This window comes from Spirochaetaceae bacterium, assembly GCA_009784515.1.
Classification (GTDB): domain Bacteria; phylum Spirochaetota; class Spirochaetia; order WRBN01; family WRBN01; genus WRBN01.
In genome coordinates, this window is record WRBN01000006.1 from 1 (window position 1) to 16,538 (window position 16,538).

The following is a 16,538-nucleotide window of genomic DNA, read 5'->3' on the forward strand; positions in this document are numbered from 1 at the left end:
AGCCAAGCTAAATTAACGTTACGGCTTACATCTAAACTTCTTAAACCATTGCCGGCTAAACTTAACCGAGTTAGATTACGATTATTGCTTACATCTAAGCTAGTTAGCCGATTACCGATTACATTAAGCCAAGCTAAATTAACGTTATTACTTACATCTAAAGTAGTTAGCCTATTACCGGGAGCTTCAAGAACCGCCAAATTAAGATTATTACTTACATCTAGGTTGGTTAACCTATTAAAGCTTATATTAAGATGAGTTAATTGTCGATTATGCGTTAAATTTAAAGAGGTAAATTTATTGAATAATAAATTAAGATTAGTTAAATGAGGGTTGTTACTTAAATCTAAATTAAGCAATCTTTCGCTGTAATTTATGCGTAAATCGGTTAAATTAATATTATTCCTTAAATTAAGACTGGTTAAGTTGGTATTATGTACCTCGAGGTTAGTTAAATTGGTAAGTCTGCTTACATCTAAACCGGTTAGCAGGTAAGAGCCCACACTAAGGTGGGTTAAGCGGGTATTGTTGTTTAAATTTAAGTCGGTTAAAGCATTACTTTGCCGCCCGCTTACGGTAAGCTGGGTTAGGTTAGGGTTATGGCTTAAGTCTAGCTGGGTTAAACTGCTCTGGCCTACATTAAGGTAACTTAAATGAGGGTTATTACTTACATTAAGGTTGCTTAAGGGGGTCCAAGAGGCATTAAGAGTAACTAAGTTAGTTAAATTACTTACATCAAGGTTAGTTAGCCGGTTGCCCCTCACATTAAGTTCGGTTAAATGAACAAGGCCGCTTACATCAAGCTGAGCTATCCTATTATGTTGCAGATTAAGGCTGGTTATGCCCGTCAGGTATTCAATGCCGGAGGCATTATCAATATTCCACATACCGGCACTAAATTCGCCGCTCATTCCAGCTAAAGCATCGCTTAAATTTTGGCCGGTAAGAGTGGCTTCACCGTTTAACCCTAACCTTCGGGCTACAGCCCCGCGCAAGGCCGAGTTAGGAAAAAGGCTGGTAAGGGTAGCGTCCTCCGGCACAGGCAAACCTTGCCCATAAGCCGTTAAAGTTGTTACTAACAAAACAAAAAGAAAAAACTTTTTCATTTAAAAACCTCTTAGTCTAAATTAACTCTGCCCGGCTTTTTTATTGAGCGCCAGTAACGATACGGGCATTGGGCAAACTGCTAAAGCCGATAATATCTTGCTGGGTTAAAGGGTTACCGCGTATCACCAGCTCTTGTAAATTAACAAGGCCAGTTACATCTAAACTAATTAGCTGGTTATTAGCCAAATTAAGAGTAACAAATTGTGTATTATTACTTACATTAAGGCTGGTTAGTTGGTTATTGCTTACATTCATAGTTCTTAAAGCAACGTTAGTAGTTAAATTTAACTGGCTTAGCTGGTTACCGCCGGCGCTAAGATGGGCCAAATTAACCAAACGGTCTAGGTTAAGGCTGGTTAGTTGATTATTACTTACATTAAAACTTTCTAACCTAAGCAAATTACTTACATCTAAACCAGTTAATTGATTATCTACCACCTGAAAAAAAGTTAAATTAACGTTACGGCTTACATCTAAGCCGGTTAAATCATTCCAATTTAAATTAAGCCTATCTAAATTAATATTATTACGTAAATTTATGCTGGTTAATTGGTTTCTTGCCAAATTAAGCTCGGTAAGTCTGGTTAGCCTTCGCACGTCAAGGCCGGTAAGCTGGTTACCCCCTGCCCAAAGGGTAGTTAAATTACTAAGCCTGCTTACATCTAGGCTGGTTAACTGGTTAGTATGCAGCTCTAAAACCGTTAAAGTATTAATCCGTCCAAAATTAATAGTGGTTAGTTGGTTAGTGGCAGCATAAAGATGGGTAAGCCTAGTCCGGCTTACATCTAAACTGGTTAGCTGGTTCCCCGCTATACTAAGCCAAGTTAAATTGGTGTTATTACTTACATTAAAATTAGTTAAGTTGTTGCCGGTTACATTAAGCCAAGTTAAACCCCTTAAATTGCTAATATCCAAATTATCTATTGAGTTGTTAAATAAATCGAGGCTGGTTAACCTAACGTTATTACTTACATTAAAACCGGTTAGTTGATTATCACGGGCATTCACTAAAGTTAAATTAACAAGACTATCAATATTTAAATGAGTTAATTGATTAGCTCTTGCATTAAGCTCGGTTAACCTAATCAGACCGTCTACATTAAGGCTGGTTAAGCGGTTATTATGCACCCATAAAACCGTTAAATTGGTAAGCCCATTAACATTAAGGTTAGTTAGCTGGTTATCTTGTAGTTCCAGCTCGGTTAAATGGCTAAGATGATTAACGGTGATACTCGTTAGCCGGTTATCGTTTACATAAAGATTAGCCAAAATAGTATTATTATTTAAATTAAGGCTAGTTAGCTGGTTAGCGCCTACGCTAAGCCAAGTTAATAAGGGATTATTACTTACATTAAAACCAGTTAAATTATTGTTACCCACATTAAGCCAAGTTAAATTGGTAAGAGTGTTTATATTAAGGCTGGCTAATTGATTGTTCCATAAATCTAGCACTCCTAAATTGGTAAGCCGGCTTATATCTAAGCTGGCTAACTGGTTATTACGGCCGCTAAACCAAGTTAAATTGGTAAGGTTACTTATATTAAGAGCAGTTAATTCGTTATCGCCTAAATCTAGCTCTACTAAGCGTGTTAGGTTATTTATATTAATGGCGGTTAATTGATTATTACCGGCATCAAGCCAAACTAACCCGGTAAGGTACTCTAGCCCCGCCGCATCGCTAATGTTTCGGCCGCTAATATCAAGGCCGCCGCCAAGTGCAGCTAAGGCATTACTTAGCTCTTGCCCGGTAAGGCCGGCATTACGGCCCAGCCGCTGGGCTACCGCTGTGCGTAAGTTGCCATCGGGGAATAAACTATTAAGGGTGGCGCCGGCCGGCACCGATAAACCCTGCCCGTAACTACTAGCTAAAGCCGTTATTAATAAAATAATGGTTAAACATTTTTTCATAAAAAAATCCTCTTATTATGGGTTATTACCAATAATAAAACAATTTTATCAATCGTGCAAGGTTGCTTTGTTGGTTGGGCGCCTCTTTATTCCGGGCAAATATCCTTTAGTTTTTTACCTTTAGCTAAATTGTCCACCAGTTTATCCAGCCAACGTATTTGCTGCATAAGCGGGTCGGCTATTTCTGATACCTCGTAACCGCAAATTTTACCTTTCATCAATTTAGCTTGGGGGTTTATTAAAGGGGCTTCGGCAAAAAAAACTTGTACCGTTACTTTACTCTTTAATTGCTCGGCCAGTCCCTCATCGGTATAGCCGGTAAGCCATTTAATGGCGGCGCTAAGTTCTTCTGGGCTGCGTCCTTTGTGAGTTATCTTTTCTAGGTAAAGTTGGTAAATACCGGCAAACTCCATCTTAAAAAGGCGCTGGTTTCTGTCGGCCACAGTTACTTTCCCTGATTATTCGCAGCGATTATCGCCTTAACGGTTACATTGGGGTTTTTAAAGCGGGCCGTGCTGCGCTGCCCCTTTAGCTGAATGGCGTTAGCCGCACACAGGTTGACACAACCCATACAAAAGCTACAGTTATGTTGATAAGTTGGCCCATCTTGCATAACAATATTTCCTACCGGGCAAACTTGGGCGCAAATACCGCATTGAGTACAACCGGCCGCTACAGTAAATTTTTGGTCCACATCACCATCGCGTAGCACCTCCAGCCGCTTTATTATATTTGTCATCACTTTACTGCCTAATCCCTTATTTACCTTTTGTTCGGCCCTAGCGGTTACAGCTTGAACTATGTTAGCTAATTTTTCTTCTATCTTTTTAGCGGGTTCTTTAGCTAATTGGTCTTCTATTTTAAATACTGGCAAGTAGTTATCAATCATTAAAATTTCGGCGCTATAATTAAAGCTAAAGCCTGCTTTAGCGGCCAGCTTTGCATATCACCCAAGCCGTTACCGGGAATATTACCGTAAGTCATTATATTAAAAAAGTAATTAGCTTTAAAAGATGACTGTTCCATAAAGCGTTGTACGGGTTTAGGCACCGCAGCTCCCCAACATGGCCAGACAAAACCAATGGCATCGTCTTCATAACTTTTACCGGCCCCTTTTAACTCTTGAGGGATAGAGATTAAATTACCGCCAATTTTACCAGCCACATATAAACAGTTACCGGTTGCCGTAAAATAAAAAATAGTCATAATACACCTCTTGGCTAAGGGTAACATATTTTACTTAAAAGGTAAATATTGAATTTTAGCAAAGTTACAACTAGCTTAATTTATAAATTAAACAACTTTAAATAGGACATTTGTGCGATAAATTTTATTAGAAAGCCTTTGATTTTATCAAAGATAATTTATATAAACTACTCTATAGTGCCGGGGAGCGGAATCGAACCGCCACGACTGTTAAGGTCGGGAGATTTTAAGTCTCCTGTGTCTACCAGTTTCACCACCCCGGCTACCGTAAGTAATAACATTACTTACAAGGCTAAGCATAACCTATTATCTTTTATTTTGTCAAGAGGCCATAATAATAAAAAAGCTATCCCTAAATAGGGCTGCTATTTCTTTAAACTAAATTGCCGCTGTTATGCAGGTTTTGTTTAATAGCCATAACTATGCGATGAGCCTAACGGCCGGCGGCCTCTAACCTTACCTCTAAAGCGTTAAGCTTGCTATGCCAAAAGCTGGTACGCTTACTAATGTTTGTTTTAAAAAATAATTTATCCATTAAAGTAGCGGCCGGCAAAGTGTCGTCCATAATGGTTAATTCTACCCGGCCGGCATTTTGCTTAAGCCTAAGCACAATCAGCCCTAAAGCCTTACCGCTTTCATTACTTACGCTAAACTCCAGCAACAAGCTGTTAAGTAATTTACTAACTTGGGCTTTAACTAAAGTTTTACCCAATACTAAATCAAAGTTACTGCCTACGGTTACGCTATCTACTTGGCTAAGCCAAGCGCCTAGCAGCTGCGGCTGGCTTAGATAGCTCCATACGGCGGCCATATCGCCGGGCAAATTGCGGCTAATAATTATTGTTTTCATCTTTTTTTATCTTCCTTTAATAACTTTAAAGTATCTGCCAGTTATTGGCAAAAGTAAATATATAATTAGCTTAAAGTTAAAACCAATCATGCGTTATTATTCTTAAATTAGGCAGGGTATCTATTCCTATAATATTTTCTTCGGCCAATGTATGGCCATCTATCCTAAGCTGCTGCAAATGAGTAAAACCGCTTATGTTAAGGCTGATTATGTGCGGATTATGGCGGATAGTTAAAAAAGTTAAGCCCGTAAGATTGCTTATATCTAAGCTAACCAACTGCGAATTACTCGATACATTAAGGCCTCTTAAATTACTAAGGTTACTTACATCTAAGCTAACTAACAGTGGATTATTTGTTACAAATAAACGAGTTAAGCCCGTAAGATTACCTATATTAAGGCTAGTTAATTGCCTATTAGAATGTACCGTAAGATCGTTTAAATTAAGGTTGCTGCTTACATCTAAGCTAATTATGCCGCTACCGCCTACTTCAAGGTGGGTTAAATTAAGCAAATTACTTACATTAAGGTTAGTTAGCCTGCTGTTAATTATTGTAAGATGTGTTAAATTATTATTATTGCTTAAATCTAGGCTCATTAATGGGTTGCCATCACCAACATTAAGCCGCTTTAAATAAATATTATTACTTATATCTAAATGCGTTATACTATTTCTTGCTATATCAATCTGAGTTAGATGTGCGTTATTATCTATATTAAGATTGGTTAACTGATTAGCACCTACAAAAAGCTCGCTTAAGTAAGTAAGGCCGCTTACATCTAAGTAAGTTAAATTATTACTGCCTACAGCAAGCACGTTTAAATTAACAAGGTTACTTACATCTATGCCGGTTAGCCGATTGTTTGCCGCTAAAAGGGTGGTTAACTTGGTGTTATGGCTTACATCTAACTGGGTTAAGCGGTTACCCGCTACATTAAGCAAAGTTAAATTAGGCAAATTACTTACATTTAGGTTGGTTAGGCCCCAAGTAAGCTTTTCGTCGCTAATCGGCGGCTGATTTTCTATACGCAAATCAGCTAAATTAGGTAAATAATCAAACTCGATGGAAGCTAAGCGGCTCATCTCTAGCCGCAGTTCGGTTAAATTAGGCAAATGGCCTAATTTAAAATGAGTTAAGCTATACAAATCAAACTGGCCGAAATGCAGCTTAGTTATGTTACCCGATGTTATGGTAAGCTCTCTTAAACCACTTAAATAGCGCAAACCGGTACCATCATTTACATTATCTATAGTTAATGTGCGAATTCCGGCCACTGCATCGCCCAGCCTTTGCCCCATTAAAGCGGCACGGCGGCTGCCTAACCTTTGGGCTACGGCATTGCGCAAAGCTTCATCGGGAAAGAGGCTCTCAAGGGTGGCATCGCCCGCTACAGGACGCCCTCCTGTAAAATAATGACAGCTTACAGTTGCCAGCAGTAAAACTATAGCCAAAATAACTTTCATTAAAAAGCCTCTTAAACCAATTTTAACATATTTTTACGGCAGAGTAAAGCTTAAAAACCCTTTGTTTAAAAAGCAACTTTATGCTACAATAATAACTAATGAAAAAACTTATCTCTCTCTTCTTCTTACTAGCCACCGTTGCCCACAGCCAAAACCTTAACGGCTTACTCACCCCTTACGGCCAGCAAAGGTTAAACAACCAGCAAAGCTTAGCCCATGCCAGCCGTAACCATTTTGTAACGGGTGATAGTTTAATTTTTAACAATTCCGCTTTTAACGGCTTTTTTAGTAATATTATTAACCAAATACAACCTACCTATTTGCAGCAAATTTTATATGTAGAGCCCGCCGGGTTAGTAACCAACCGTCCCGGTACCCTGCAAATTTATAATAGTTTACTTAACTTAAGCAGCCTAGAGCAAGCTCATATCATGCGCGACAGAGGCACCAGCCCGCTTTTTCGTAATATACGTATTTTTACCGATGAAAATTTTAGAAACGAAATTAGGGCTATCCCGGCGGTAACTACTATCCCCAATCAGGCACGTTATTTTGTTATTATGCGTGATGAACGTTTTGGAAATGTGCGCTACAGCATAAGTTTTAGCCATAATAACGGCAGTATTGGCGTAAATATTACCAATTTAGAGCGGGTGCGTTTTATGTTATGGACGGTAGCCGAAAGTAACGGTCTTAGCATAAGCTTTACCATTACCCCTACGGTGCAGGGTTATGTTTATGCCGCCCAAGTAGCCGCCAACGTAAAAGATTTAGATAATGTGCTTAACCGGATACATTTGCCCAGCTTTTTCAGCCGGCGCATAGAAGGCATTAAAGGCTGGTTATTTAGCCAATTATTTGGTTTAACCGTTATGCAGGGCATTCACCCTACGGCCATTAGTTTAGCTAATTAACCGGCTAAGCTAATAATTTGCTCGCGCAGGCTGGCTACTTCGTTAAGATAGCTGGAGCTTTTAAATTGGGCAAAAAAGGCATTACAAGCTAGCATAGCTTTAAACAAAGCTCTTTCTTTATATAAAACATTATGCTGATAAATTACAGCCTGCTGGTACCAAGTGTAAACCTCTAGACGGCATAAAAAATCGTAAATATCGTGGTTAAATTTATGCACAACCGGCTGAGCTTTGGTCTTTTTTTTAGGTAAGCCGGCCCCAAAAGTTAAAGGAGTACGGTTAAAAATATCGGTAGCTTCTAGGATAAGCTGGGTATAGTAACCGGCCAGTTGTCCGGCGAACCTATCGGGGTGATAAGCAATAATAAAATCTTTTAATAACTTTCGCCGCTCGCCCATATTGGCGCACAAAAGCATTAAGGTTTTAAAGTTATTAAGGGTGGCTTGTTGCTCCATAACTACTTTTTCGGAAAAGCCGTGAATAAAATTTAAATTTAATCATCTTTAACTAAAGAAGTTTTAAAAGATACCGATAAATACTTGACAAAAAGCAAATTTGTCATTTTCTTTATATTTATGAACTACAATCCAAAGGTCAGCGAAGTTGTCTTTAACAAAAAGCAAAAATATGAAATAGAATTAAACTACCTGCGTAATATCGTTTTAAGCCTTCACTTTACAGAAGAGCTAAAATGGGGGCAAGCATGTTATTGTATTAACGGCAAAAATGTAGTGCTTATTGCTGCCTTTAAAGAGTACTTTGCTTTAATTTTTTTTAAAGGGGCTCTCTTAAATAACGATGCCGGCTTATTAACCAGCCAAACCGAAAAGGTGCAAGGCGGCCGTATTATTAAATTTACCGGCTTAGATTACCTACGGCAGCACGAAAAAACCGTTAAAAACTATTTGCAAGAAGCCATCGAGGTAGAAGAGCAAGGCCTTAAAATACCCCAAGACATTACCACCCGATTACCCATACCGCCCGAGCTTAACGCCGTATTTAATAAAGACAGCCCCTTTAAAGATGCCTTTTGTAATTTAACGCTGGGCCGGCAGCGCGGCTACTTGCTTTATTTTAGTGATGCTAAGCAAAGTAAAACCCGTATAGACCGCATTAACCACAGCCGTGAGCGAATTTTTGCCGGCTTAGGACTTCATGAATAATGAAGAATTAAAAAGTAAAAATTAAGAAAGTCTATTTATTAATTCTTAATTATTACTTTTTAATTACTCTGGGAGTTCCAATACAATTTTACCTAGCTTGCCTGCCCGTAAATCTTTAAAAATGGCTAAGGCACCGGCTTCGGCATCATCGTTACGGCCAAGTTTAAGGGCTACCGCTGCGGCAAAAGTTAGGCCGTCTTCACTGCAATCAATATGGTAACGCTCTTTAAGCTGTCCGGCATAATGCTGGGACAAAAAGGGGTAAACTAAGCTAAAGGCCTCGCTTACAATATATATTTCGTCTTTAATAGCCCCTAAAGCCGCTAAACGAGCGGCGGCTAGTTGGTCTTCTAGGTTAGGCCATAAAGTACCGGGACTATCGTATAAATCGATTTGCCCCACTTTATACAGGGCCATATCACGGGTTACGCCGGGTTTATCGGCCACGTTCGCCTTTTTTTGGCGGGCTAAAGCATTAATCAAAGTGCTTTTACCGCAGTTAGGGATACCAACTATTAAAGCCTTCGGCCGCTCGGTCCGGCTTTGAGAGGCTTTTTTTTTCATAAAGCCGGTTATTTCGCCTTTCAGCCTATCCACATTGGTACGCGTTTTAGCCGAGAGCGGTAAAGCTTTTATTTTGTTACTTTCAAAATATTTAAGCCATTGCAATAATTTGGCGTTATCGGCTAAATCGGCTTTATTTAGCAAAATAAGGCGCGGTTTTTCACCGATAATTTGGTTTAACATAGGGTTACGGCTGCTTATGGGGGCACGCGCATCGACAATCTCCAGCACGCCGTGCACTTGGGTTACGGCCTCTGCCAGTTGTTGGCGGGTTTTATTCATATGGCCGGGAAACCAGTTGATAGACATACCGTTAGTATACTGCTATTAATGAGCTGTGTCTAGCTTGGCTAGTAACGGACAACTATCCCTTTATAATTCCCAAATTCCCCTTTGTTTGTAATACCCGTAAGGGGGATTATACATAACTTTTTCAACTTTAATTAAGGGGTATTAATATTTATAAGCCAAAGGTCAAAGATTTCAATTTTTAATTGACAAAGGTTATTGACTAAATCAAAATAAATCCTATAATACTATAGGTAACTCATAAATATATAGGGAGTTTACCATGAAAAAACTAATTTTATTAGTTACAGCCGTCTTTATTATTAGCTGCGGAGCTAGTAATAATGCCAACTTCGATTTAATCATCTTTCATACCAACGATAGCCATGGGCGTGGGATAAGCACCGGTAATAATGTCATCAATTATGCTTTACTCGCCGGTTATGTAGAAAACTATCGGGCCGAAGGGGCCACGCTACTGCTAGATGCGGGCGATGCCATTGCCGGGTTGCCTACCGGTAACTTAGCGCGCGGCACCAATGTGATAGAGGTAATGAACCTAGTGGGTTTTGATGCCATGACACTAGGTAACCACGAGTTTAACTGGGGAGCCGACCACGCTTTGTCGTTAATTGGCTTGGCCGATTTTCCTCTTGTGGCCGCCAATATTTTAGCTCCCAACGGCACACCTCCTTTTACCCCTTACATTATTAGAACCTTTGAGGGTGTACGCGTAGCCATTGTTGGCTTAGCCACCCCCGAAACCTTATTTAAAACTAACCCCGAAGGGATTATCGGTTATAGTTTTGTCGACCCTGTGGAAACTATGCGCGCCCTTATGCCGGCCTTAAACCGCGAGGCCGATATTATTGTTGCCCTTGCTCACTTAGGGCAAGAAGGGGCCGATACCAGCATTCGTTTAGCTACCGAAGTAAACGGTATTAACCTTATCATCGATGGCCACGACCATGCTTTATTGCCCGAAGGCTTATGGGTAGGTAATACTTTAATTGTTTCTACCGGCGCTCATTTAAGTAATTTAGGTAAAGTTACCTTAACTATCGAAAACGGCCAACTAGCTAGCAGCCGTGCCGAACTTTTACCGCGCAGCGCCTTTGAAAGCGTGCCCGCTAATGCCGCTATCGAGGCGATGTTTGCCCGTATTAATGCCGAAACTGCCGTTATTATGAACGAGATAGTAGCCAGCACCCCGATAGCCCTTAACGGCGAGCGCGCCGATGTACGTACCGGCGAAACTTTACTGGGCCAGTTAATTGCCGATAGTTTAATTGCCGAAACCGGCGCCGATATTGCCATTATGAACGGCGGCGGTATCCGTGAGAGTATCCCGGCCGGACCTATCAGCAAAGGCCAAGTTATTACGGTATTACCTTTTGCCAACGATATTGTAACCATACGTATTAACGGCGCTACCTTAAGAAGGGCCTTAGAGCACAGTGCCGGCGTTTACCCCGAGCAAAGCGGCGGTTTTTTGCACCCGGGCGGTTTTAGCTATACCATTACTCCCAGCCAACCGGCCGGCAGCCGTATTAGCAACGTTATGGTTAATGGCGTGGCCTTAAACGATAACTTTACCTACACCGTAGCCCTTGCCAACTTTTTAGCCAGCGGTGGTGATGGTTTTACTATGTTTGCCGATACCCCTTTAACCGGTATGTTTGCCAGCGATGAAGTTATTTTTATTAACTATTTACAAAGCGGTAATGCAGGCTTTACTTTTAGCCCACGTATTACTTGGGTAAGGTAACCCAGATTATAACAAAAAAGGGCTAGCCATTAGCGCTCAGCCCTTTTTTAAATTAAGTTCCTATTATTGCAAATAGCTGCTGATTATCGGCATGGTATTCAATATTCCTTATTTATGTTATAGTTAAACTATGAAAGAGCTTTACTACTTAAATAATCCCGTTAAAAACTATAGTTGGGGCCCCATAAACGGCCTTGTTCCCTTTACAGAAGAAGATGACCGGCCACAGGCCGAACTATGGTTAGGGGCGCACCACTTGGGCGAATCTGTAGTGATTAACGGCAAAAATAAAATCACTCTTAGTAAATTTATGAAACAAAATGCTATTTTAAAAGATACCGCCGGCTTGTCTTTTTTGCTAAAAGTTTTAGCCGTAGACGGCCCAACTGCCCTCTTTTTACACCCAAACAAAAGCCAAGCTAGGGTTAATTTTGGCCAAAATAAACTGTTTGTAGATAATAACGGTAAAGATAAATTAATTTGTGCCATCGATAACTTTAGCCTACTAGCCGGCATTAAAGAGGCCAAGCAGCTTTACCAAAGTTTTACCGGCTGCCACTCACAGGCTCTTAGCCACGAGCTGGCGGCTTTAAGCGGGCAATTAAACGAAGAAGGTGTTAAAACTTTTATCACCGGCCTTTTTAAGTTAGAGACTAAACGCCTTAACCGTTTTATTGATGAAGTTCTGGCTAACCCGCATAATGAACTATTATGCAGTTATATTGAGCATTTAAGCCGGCTTTATCCTAATAGCATAGCGGCCTTAGCCCCGCTTTACCTTAATTTATTTACTTTGCAAGCCGGCGAGGCTCTCTATCTTACCGCCGGGCAGCCGCAGCTTTACCTTAACGGCCTAGCTTTAGAGCTAGGTGATAACAGCGACAACCAACTAACTTTTAGTAAAGATGAGCTAACTTTTAGTTGCCTAAACTTTGCACAACCTAAACCCCTTAGTGCCGATGATGATAGCTTTTACCACTTTGATGCTACCAAAACTTTTAAACTACAACGGTTACAGCTTGATACCGATTATTTTATTAATGCCAAAAACTCTGCTCAAATTATGGTGTGTACCAAAGGTAAAGCTAGGCTTACGATGGTTAAGGGCAATAAGGCCGGCCAAAACGACAGTTATTTAATTAAGCGCGGCCAAAGTTTGTTAATCCCTTTTGCTGCCGGGGGCTATACCTTTAGCGGCAAGGGCGAATTTTACCTAGCGCATAGTTAGCAAAATAGAAAAGCACTAAACCCTAAAAAACACATTTTACGGTAAGCTTTTAATTAGGTTCTTAGATAACTTTAGCAATTAGCTGGATTGTATTAAAGTAGTTGCCGCCTTCTGCCGCCATCATATCCAAATCCCATTTTTCGTCTGGAACAGAAGGGTTCCGGGTGGCAAGGTATTCCTTCCAAGCTATATCGTGGCAAACCATTTCGCTTATGCTGATAATTTCTATGCCCTTGGCCTTACTCCATAAGTCTTTCCACCATTCAATACCACGAACAAACCTTGCAACCTCTGGAACACTCCAAAATGGTTGCATTTCCGGTGGAACATTGTCGCCAAAATCATATTTAAGCCCGGGAAAGGCCACGGCAATGTAGCCGCCTTTTTTAATGTAAGAGGTAAACTTTGGTAACATATCTTCATTATCACCAAACATATTGTAGGCGCCTACTGAAAAAATCACATCGAAATAATGCTTGGCAAAAGGTAAGAGCAAAGTTGCATCTATCATCATTGGAACGATTTTATCTGCAATGCCAAGTGATTGAAATCTCTCATAATTTTCGGTCGGGTCGGCATATAAATCGGCGGCAAAAACCTCTGCACCGTATTCTTGCGCCAAATACAACGACGACAAGCCCGGCCCGCAACCTAAATCGAGAATTTTCATATCCTTTGTGATGGCAAAATGCGAAGCCAATTCCTCCGCTTGCCGTATACCATTCGGGCCCCACATTGTAGATTGCAATAGGGCAAAATTTTTTTCATCGGCCATAAATTTATTTGAAAATGTATTACTCATTATTTTTCTCCCTAAGCTTAGTTTATGGAGATAAAGCCTTGCATAGCTACCACACGCTGCCCTTCGGGGCTAAGCATCCAGTTAATAAAAAATTCCTGAAAGCTATCGGGTTGTATTGGTCCATTAGTTACTAAGTAAAGGTTACGCGAAATAGGATAGCTGCCATTGCGTATATTGGCTACACTAGGAGCAATCCCATTAACATCTAACACCACACCGCCTTGATTCCACGTTTGGTCGTAAAAGCCATGCCCTACGTAACCAATCGCTCCCGGTGTATTAGTTACCGTAGCTACTACATTACCGCTGCTGTTAGCTACTAAAACGTTACTGGCAAAATTTAAACGATAAGGCTGCATAACTAATTCGTTAAAACTGCCAAAGGTGCCCGAACCATCTTCACGGTTAACAACCTGAATAACCAAGTTAGCCCCGCCTATCTCGCTCCAGTTGGTAATATTCCCGGCATAAATATTAGCCAGCTGCTCGCTGGTAATGTTACTTACATTAGCGCTGCTATGCACAATAATAATCATACCATCTATAGCAAAGGTGTGCGGCACAGCGCCCTGCGCCAGCTCGGCAGCATTTAAATCGCGGCTGGTACCGCCAACTAAAAAGGTCCCGCTAAGGGCGCCGGTTATCCCTGCACTACTCCCTTGCGCTTCGTAAACAATATGATACTCGGGATGGCCGGCACGAATAAACTCGGTAGCTACATCAAGTATAGGGGCTAAAGTGGTAGAGCCCCCAATGGTAAAGGTAGTGCCACTAGGCCGACACGCCAATAAAGCAGCAACAACTAACACAATAACCGCCTTTTTCATAACGTTACTCCATTTTTTTTAAATTTATGTCTATATTAAGCATATTTTATACCTACCATTTAACACAAAACAGGCCGCTTTGTCAAGGCTATTTCGATATAAAATGCGACATTTAATAAAATAATTATTATTTTAGCATTATAACAATAATGATTGCCGATTTGTTTTTAGCTAATAAATAATACAGCGCCTATAGCCTCTTAAGGTACTTATTATTAAAACATATTAAATCTTTAGCCATTTTTAAGCCTTTGTTCTTCTTGTTCAATAGCTTTTTTAAGAGCCTCAAGAGCGGCAGGGACATCTTCTTTAGCTACCTTTAATAATCTCCGCTCCCTAACCCCATCATATTCATGAATAATTACATTACGCATATCGGTCATATCGCGCCAAAGAATATCTTTATATTTATTTTGTATCTCCTCCGAAACACGATTAGCGGCTTCACCCGCTATCTCAAAGGTACGTTCTAAACCACGCATAACCAACTTAGAGTATTTTTCATCTATTTCTTTATTCTGCTGTAAAAGTATTTCATACTCGGCAGCATAGCCTACTCCTTCTGTAAGACTGGCTATCATATCTTTCATATATTGTATATGGCGTTTATTCTTTTTCATGTGTAAATGGTATCCTCCAAAATATGAGCTTTAAATTCTTCACGTAAATCTTCTTCAAGATGCGGGTCGGTTTTAATCTCAAAGAGGGTTTGAAAGTCGCGATTAATACGAACTAACTCAAAAAGGCCAATATGGTCGGTATTATCGCAAAAGTAAACAATATCAATATCGCTCTGTTCCGTTTGTTCGCCCCGGGCATACGAACCAAATACTCCTATCTTGGTAATAAGATATTTTCGTTTAAACTCGGGAGCTGCTGCCCGTAAGGTTTCCAAAATTTCTTCGAGCGTTTTCATAACTTTATTATAGCCTATTAAATCTCTTTAGGCAACTTACGTTTACTTATAAATAGTGCAGCAATTACGGCCGTTTTCTTTGCTAAAATATAAAGCTTCGTCGGCACGTTCCATCAAGGTGTTTAAATTATGAAAGCGGTCTTTATCCCATAAAGCAATCCCTAAACTAACCGTTACTTGATAATATGTCGGCAAAGCCCGATATTGGTGCGAAGCCACTTTTAACCTAACTTTTTCGGCCGCAGCCAAGCTGGCGCTATAACCGGTGCAGGGCAGCATAGCTACAAATTCTTCGCCGCCATAACGCGCAAATAAATCGCTGCGCCTAAGGTTATCTTTACAAAGAGCCGCCAGCTCTTTTAGCACCTCATCACCCACGCTGTGGCCAAAGTTATCGTTAATAGCTTTAAAAAAATCTATATCGATAAACATTAACGCCAGCTCACTGTCTTCACTAACGGTTTGTTTTAAAATTAATTTACCTTTACGCATAAAAGTGGCCCGATTATTTACTTTTGTAAGATAATCTAAGGTAATTAATCTTTTAATTTTACGGTTGTGCCGCTGAAACACATTGGCCAACTGGTCTAACTGGTGGCCAATATAATCTAACTCGCCGCTATTAGATAGATAAGTACGCGCCGAAAAATCGCCTTCTTTTAATTTAGATAAAGTAGTTAAAATACGATTAATTTTACGGTTTAAACTTTTACGTAAAGCTAAGATGGCCGAAAGATTGGCAAAAATGTTAATAATTAACGTGGCCATCAATAACCAAATAGCTGTGCGATAGCTACCCTGTAATAACATAGGAACAACTAAAATAATACTTAAAGTTGGTAATACCACCAAACCGTAAGGCAAAAATCTATAAAAATGGTCCTTTTTCATTAGCTTCTCCCCCTTTTAATAAGGTACTAAAGCTAAAGGGTTTTAAATAGTCTAGTCTTTTTACCCTAGCAAAAAATATCAAAACTTTCTCCTCAAGTGAAGAAATAATAACCCGTAATTGAGTAGTGGTAACTGAAAAGTTTGGCCTGTAGGTGTAACCCTTAACTATTATAAGCCAAAGCCAATTTATTAAAATTTTGGGTAAGGGCATATAAAGCTACAAAAATACCAAAAATTATGCCGCCCACCAAAGTAATAAGCACATAAGCCCCGCCGCTTTCGTTAATGGTAATATTGCGGCTGTCGCCATTTTCTTGCAGACGGTTGCCCAGTTCGTAAAGCCAAACAAGGCCGTATAAACCAAAGGTAACTAACCCTAGCAATAAAACCATTAGGCCGCCTTTAGTTGTTTTACCATCGCCGGCGCAAATAATATTAACATCATGCGCTATTTTATCGCTCCAATAAGCACTATATAGGCCAAGAGTAACCAGCATTAAAGCGGCATCTAGCCAAAAATTACGTTCGTTAATCATAGTTTTAGTTTAACTTGATATATTAAAGATGTCAAGGGAAAATAGTTAAGATATAACCACAAAAGACACAAAAATATTATTCTTTTCGCGTCTTTTGTGGTTAAT

19 protein-coding genes and 1 tRNA gene are annotated in these 16,538 nt (G+C 40.0%); 4 read left to right on the plus strand and 16 right to left on the minus strand.

The genetic code is table 11. From position 1 onward, the window contains the following. From FWE37_01240 to FWE37_01275, 8 genes are all read right to left on the minus strand, one after another. Positions 1-1,106: hypothetical protein (locus FWE37_01240; protein ID MCL2519616.1), on the minus strand; the 1,106-nt coding region annotated here is incomplete at its 3' end. 40 nt (positions 1,107-1,146) lie between these two features. Then, the gene (locus FWE37_01245) at positions 1,147-3,015 is read right to left on the minus strand and encodes a leucine-rich repeat domain-containing protein (GenBank protein ID MCL2519617.1); all 1,869 of its coding nucleotides are present in this window, start codon (positions 3,013-3,015) and stop codon (positions 1,147-1,149) included. A gap of 86 nt (positions 3,016-3,101) precedes the next feature. Continuing rightward, positions 3,102-3,458 (minus strand): DUF2200 domain-containing protein, encoded by a 357-nt coding sequence (locus tag FWE37_01250; GenBank protein ID MCL2519618.1) that lies wholly within the window; start codon positions 3,456-3,458, stop codon positions 3,102-3,104. Positions 3,459-3,460: 2 nt separating this feature from the next. Further along, positions 3,461-3,904, minus strand: coding sequence for an EFR1 family ferrodoxin (locus FWE37_01255; protein MCL2519619.1), 444 nt, complete (start codon positions 3,902-3,904; stop codon positions 3,461-3,463). Beyond that, positions 3,904-4,221, minus strand: a complete 318-nt coding sequence (locus tag FWE37_01260) for a hypothetical protein (GenBank protein MCL2519620.1) — start codon at positions 4,219-4,221, stop codon at positions 3,904-3,906. Before FWE37_01260 ends, FWE37_01255 begins: the two co-directional genes overlap by 1 nt. Before the next feature lie 178 nt (positions 4,222-4,399). Continuing rightward, positions 4,400-4,484 (minus strand) — tRNA-Leu (locus FWE37_01265). A gap of 170 nt (positions 4,485-4,654) precedes the next feature. Beyond that, a complete protein-coding gene (locus FWE37_01270) occupies positions 4,655-5,071 on the minus strand; it encodes a hypothetical protein (protein MCL2519621.1) in 417 nt (138 codons plus the stop codon). A 76-nt stretch (positions 5,072-5,147) separates the two neighbouring features. Further along, positions 5,148-6,536 carry a hypothetical protein gene (locus tag FWE37_01275; GenBank protein MCL2519622.1) on the minus strand — a complete coding sequence of 463 codons (1,389 nt, stop codon included), beginning with the start codon at positions 6,534-6,536 and terminating at the stop codon, positions 5,148-5,150. 98 nt (positions 6,537-6,634) lie between these two features. Between FWE37_01275 and FWE37_01280 the strand changes: the two genes are divergently transcribed. Further along, complete coding sequence (locus FWE37_01280; GenBank protein ID MCL2519623.1) at positions 6,635-7,450, plus strand: hypothetical protein; 816 nt, start codon at positions 6,635-6,637, stop codon at positions 7,448-7,450. Here FWE37_01280 and FWE37_01285 read toward each other — a convergent pair. Further along, positions 7,447-7,905: a hypothetical protein gene (locus FWE37_01285; protein MCL2519624.1), complete on the minus strand. Its 459-nt coding sequence runs from the start codon at positions 7,903-7,905 to the stop codon at positions 7,447-7,449. The two genes, FWE37_01280 and FWE37_01285, sit on opposite strands and share 4 nt — an antisense overlap. 120 nt (positions 7,906-8,025) lie before the next feature. Here FWE37_01285 and FWE37_01290 point away from each other — a divergent pair, with 120 nt between their 5' ends. Then, complete coding sequence (locus FWE37_01290; protein MCL2519625.1) at positions 8,026-8,613, plus strand: DUF1801 domain-containing protein; 588 nt, start codon at positions 8,026-8,028, stop codon at positions 8,611-8,613. 63 nt (positions 8,614-8,676) lie between these two features. Here the strand turns inward: FWE37_01290 and ylqF are convergent, their stop codons facing one another. Beyond that, the gene (gene ylqF, locus FWE37_01295; GenBank protein ID MCL2519626.1) at positions 8,677-9,486 is read right to left on the minus strand and encodes a ribosome biogenesis GTPase YlqF; all 810 of its coding nucleotides are present in this window, start codon (positions 9,484-9,486) and stop codon (positions 8,677-8,679) included. A gap of 262 nt (positions 9,487-9,748) precedes the next feature. Here ylqF and FWE37_01300 point away from each other — a divergent pair, with 262 nt between their 5' ends. Together FWE37_01300 and manA are read left to right on the plus strand one after the other, a co-directional pair. Beyond that, entirely contained in the window at positions 9,749-11,233 is a 1,485-nt protein-coding gene (locus tag FWE37_01300; protein ID MCL2519627.1) for a bifunctional metallophosphatase/5'-nucleotidase, read from the plus strand. Between the two features lie 130 nt (positions 11,234-11,363). After that, complete coding sequence (gene manA / locus FWE37_01305; GenBank protein MCL2519628.1) at positions 11,364-12,461, plus strand: mannose-6-phosphate isomerase, class I; 1,098 nt, start codon at positions 11,364-11,366, stop codon at positions 12,459-12,461. 61 nt (positions 12,462-12,522) lie between these two features. Here the strand turns inward: manA and FWE37_01310 are convergent, their stop codons facing one another. From FWE37_01310 to FWE37_01335, 6 genes are all read right to left on the minus strand, one after another. Further along, entirely contained in the window at positions 12,523-13,263 is a 741-nt protein-coding gene (locus tag FWE37_01310) for a class I SAM-dependent methyltransferase (GenBank protein ID MCL2519629.1), read from the minus strand. A gap of 17 nt (positions 13,264-13,280) precedes the next feature. Further along, complete coding sequence (locus FWE37_01315; GenBank protein ID MCL2519630.1) at positions 13,281-14,090, minus strand: phosphate ABC transporter substrate-binding protein; 810 nt, start codon at positions 14,088-14,090, stop codon at positions 13,281-13,283. A 233-nt stretch (positions 14,091-14,323) separates the two neighbouring features. Next, positions 14,324-14,710 carry a DUF86 domain-containing protein gene (locus FWE37_01320; GenBank protein ID MCL2519631.1) on the minus strand — a complete coding sequence of 129 codons (387 nt, stop codon included), beginning with the start codon at positions 14,708-14,710 and terminating at the stop codon, positions 14,324-14,326. Next, entirely contained in the window at positions 14,707-15,006 is a 300-nt protein-coding gene (locus FWE37_01325) for a nucleotidyltransferase family protein (protein ID MCL2519632.1), read from the minus strand. Before FWE37_01325 ends, FWE37_01320 begins: the two co-directional genes overlap by 4 nt. Positions 15,007-15,048: 42 nt before the next feature. Next, complete coding sequence (locus FWE37_01330; protein ID MCL2519633.1) at positions 15,049-15,897, minus strand: diguanylate cyclase; 849 nt, start codon at positions 15,895-15,897, stop codon at positions 15,049-15,051. A gap of 161 nt (positions 15,898-16,058) precedes the next feature. Continuing rightward, the gene (locus FWE37_01335) at positions 16,059-16,433 is read right to left on the minus strand and encodes a DUF4234 domain-containing protein (GenBank protein ID MCL2519634.1); all 375 of its coding nucleotides are present in this window, start codon (positions 16,431-16,433) and stop codon (positions 16,059-16,061) included. Positions 16,434-16,538: the final 105 nt, after the last annotated feature.

Excerpts from the sequence above, each read along its gene's own strand:
- FWE37_01245 (MCL2519617.1), bottom strand. The coding sequence starts at position 3,015 with ATGAAAAAATGTTTAACCATTATTTTATTAATAACGGCTTTAGCTAGT.
- FWE37_01255 (MCL2519619.1), bottom strand. The coding sequence starts at position 3,904 with ATGATTGATAACTACTTGCCAGTATTTAAAATAGAAGACCAATTAGCT.
- FWE37_01260 (MCL2519620.1), bottom strand. The coding sequence starts at position 4,221 with ATGACTATTTTTTATTTTACGGCAACCGGTAACTGTTTATATGTGGCT.
- FWE37_01270 (MCL2519621.1), bottom strand. The coding sequence starts at position 5,071 with ATGAAAACAATAATTATTAGCCGCAATTTGCCCGGCGATATGGCCGCC.
- FWE37_01275 (MCL2519622.1), bottom strand. The coding sequence starts at position 6,536 with ATGAAAGTTATTTTGGCTATAGTTTTACTGCTGGCAACTGTAAGCTGT.
- FWE37_01280 (MCL2519623.1), top strand. The coding sequence starts at position 6,635 with ATGAAAAAACTTATCTCTCTCTTCTTCTTACTAGCCACCGTTGCCCAC.
- FWE37_01285 (MCL2519624.1), bottom strand. The coding sequence starts at position 7,905 with ATGGAGCAACAAGCCACCCTTAATAACTTTAAAACCTTAATGCTTTTG.
- FWE37_01290 (MCL2519625.1), top strand. The coding sequence starts at position 8,026 with ATGAACTACAATCCAAAGGTCAGCGAAGTTGTCTTTAACAAAAAGCAA.
- ylqF (MCL2519626.1), bottom strand. The coding sequence starts at position 9,486 with ATGTCTATCAACTGGTTTCCCGGCCATATGAATAAAACCCGCCAACAA.
- FWE37_01300 (MCL2519627.1), top strand. The coding sequence starts at position 9,749 with ATGAAAAAACTAATTTTATTAGTTACAGCCGTCTTTATTATTAGCTGC.
- manA (MCL2519628.1), top strand. The coding sequence starts at position 11,364 with ATGAAAGAGCTTTACTACTTAAATAATCCCGTTAAAAACTATAGTTGG.
- FWE37_01310 (MCL2519629.1), bottom strand. The coding sequence starts at position 13,263 with ATGAGTAATACATTTTCAAATAAATTTATGGCCGATGAAAAAAATTTT.
- FWE37_01315 (MCL2519630.1), bottom strand. The coding sequence starts at position 14,090 with ATGAAAAAGGCGGTTATTGTGTTAGTTGTTGCTGCTTTATTGGCGTGT.
- FWE37_01320 (MCL2519631.1), bottom strand. The coding sequence starts at position 14,710 with ATGAAAAAGAATAAACGCCATATACAATATATGAAAGATATGATAGCC.
- FWE37_01325 (MCL2519632.1), bottom strand. The coding sequence starts at position 15,006 with ATGAAAACGCTCGAAGAAATTTTGGAAACCTTACGGGCAGCAGCTCCC.
- FWE37_01330 (MCL2519633.1), bottom strand. The coding sequence starts at position 15,897 with ATGAAAAAGGACCATTTTTATAGATTTTTGCCTTACGGTTTGGTGGTA.
- FWE37_01335 (MCL2519634.1), bottom strand. The coding sequence starts at position 16,433 with ATGATTAACGAACGTAATTTTTGGCTAGATGCCGCTTTAATGCTGGTT.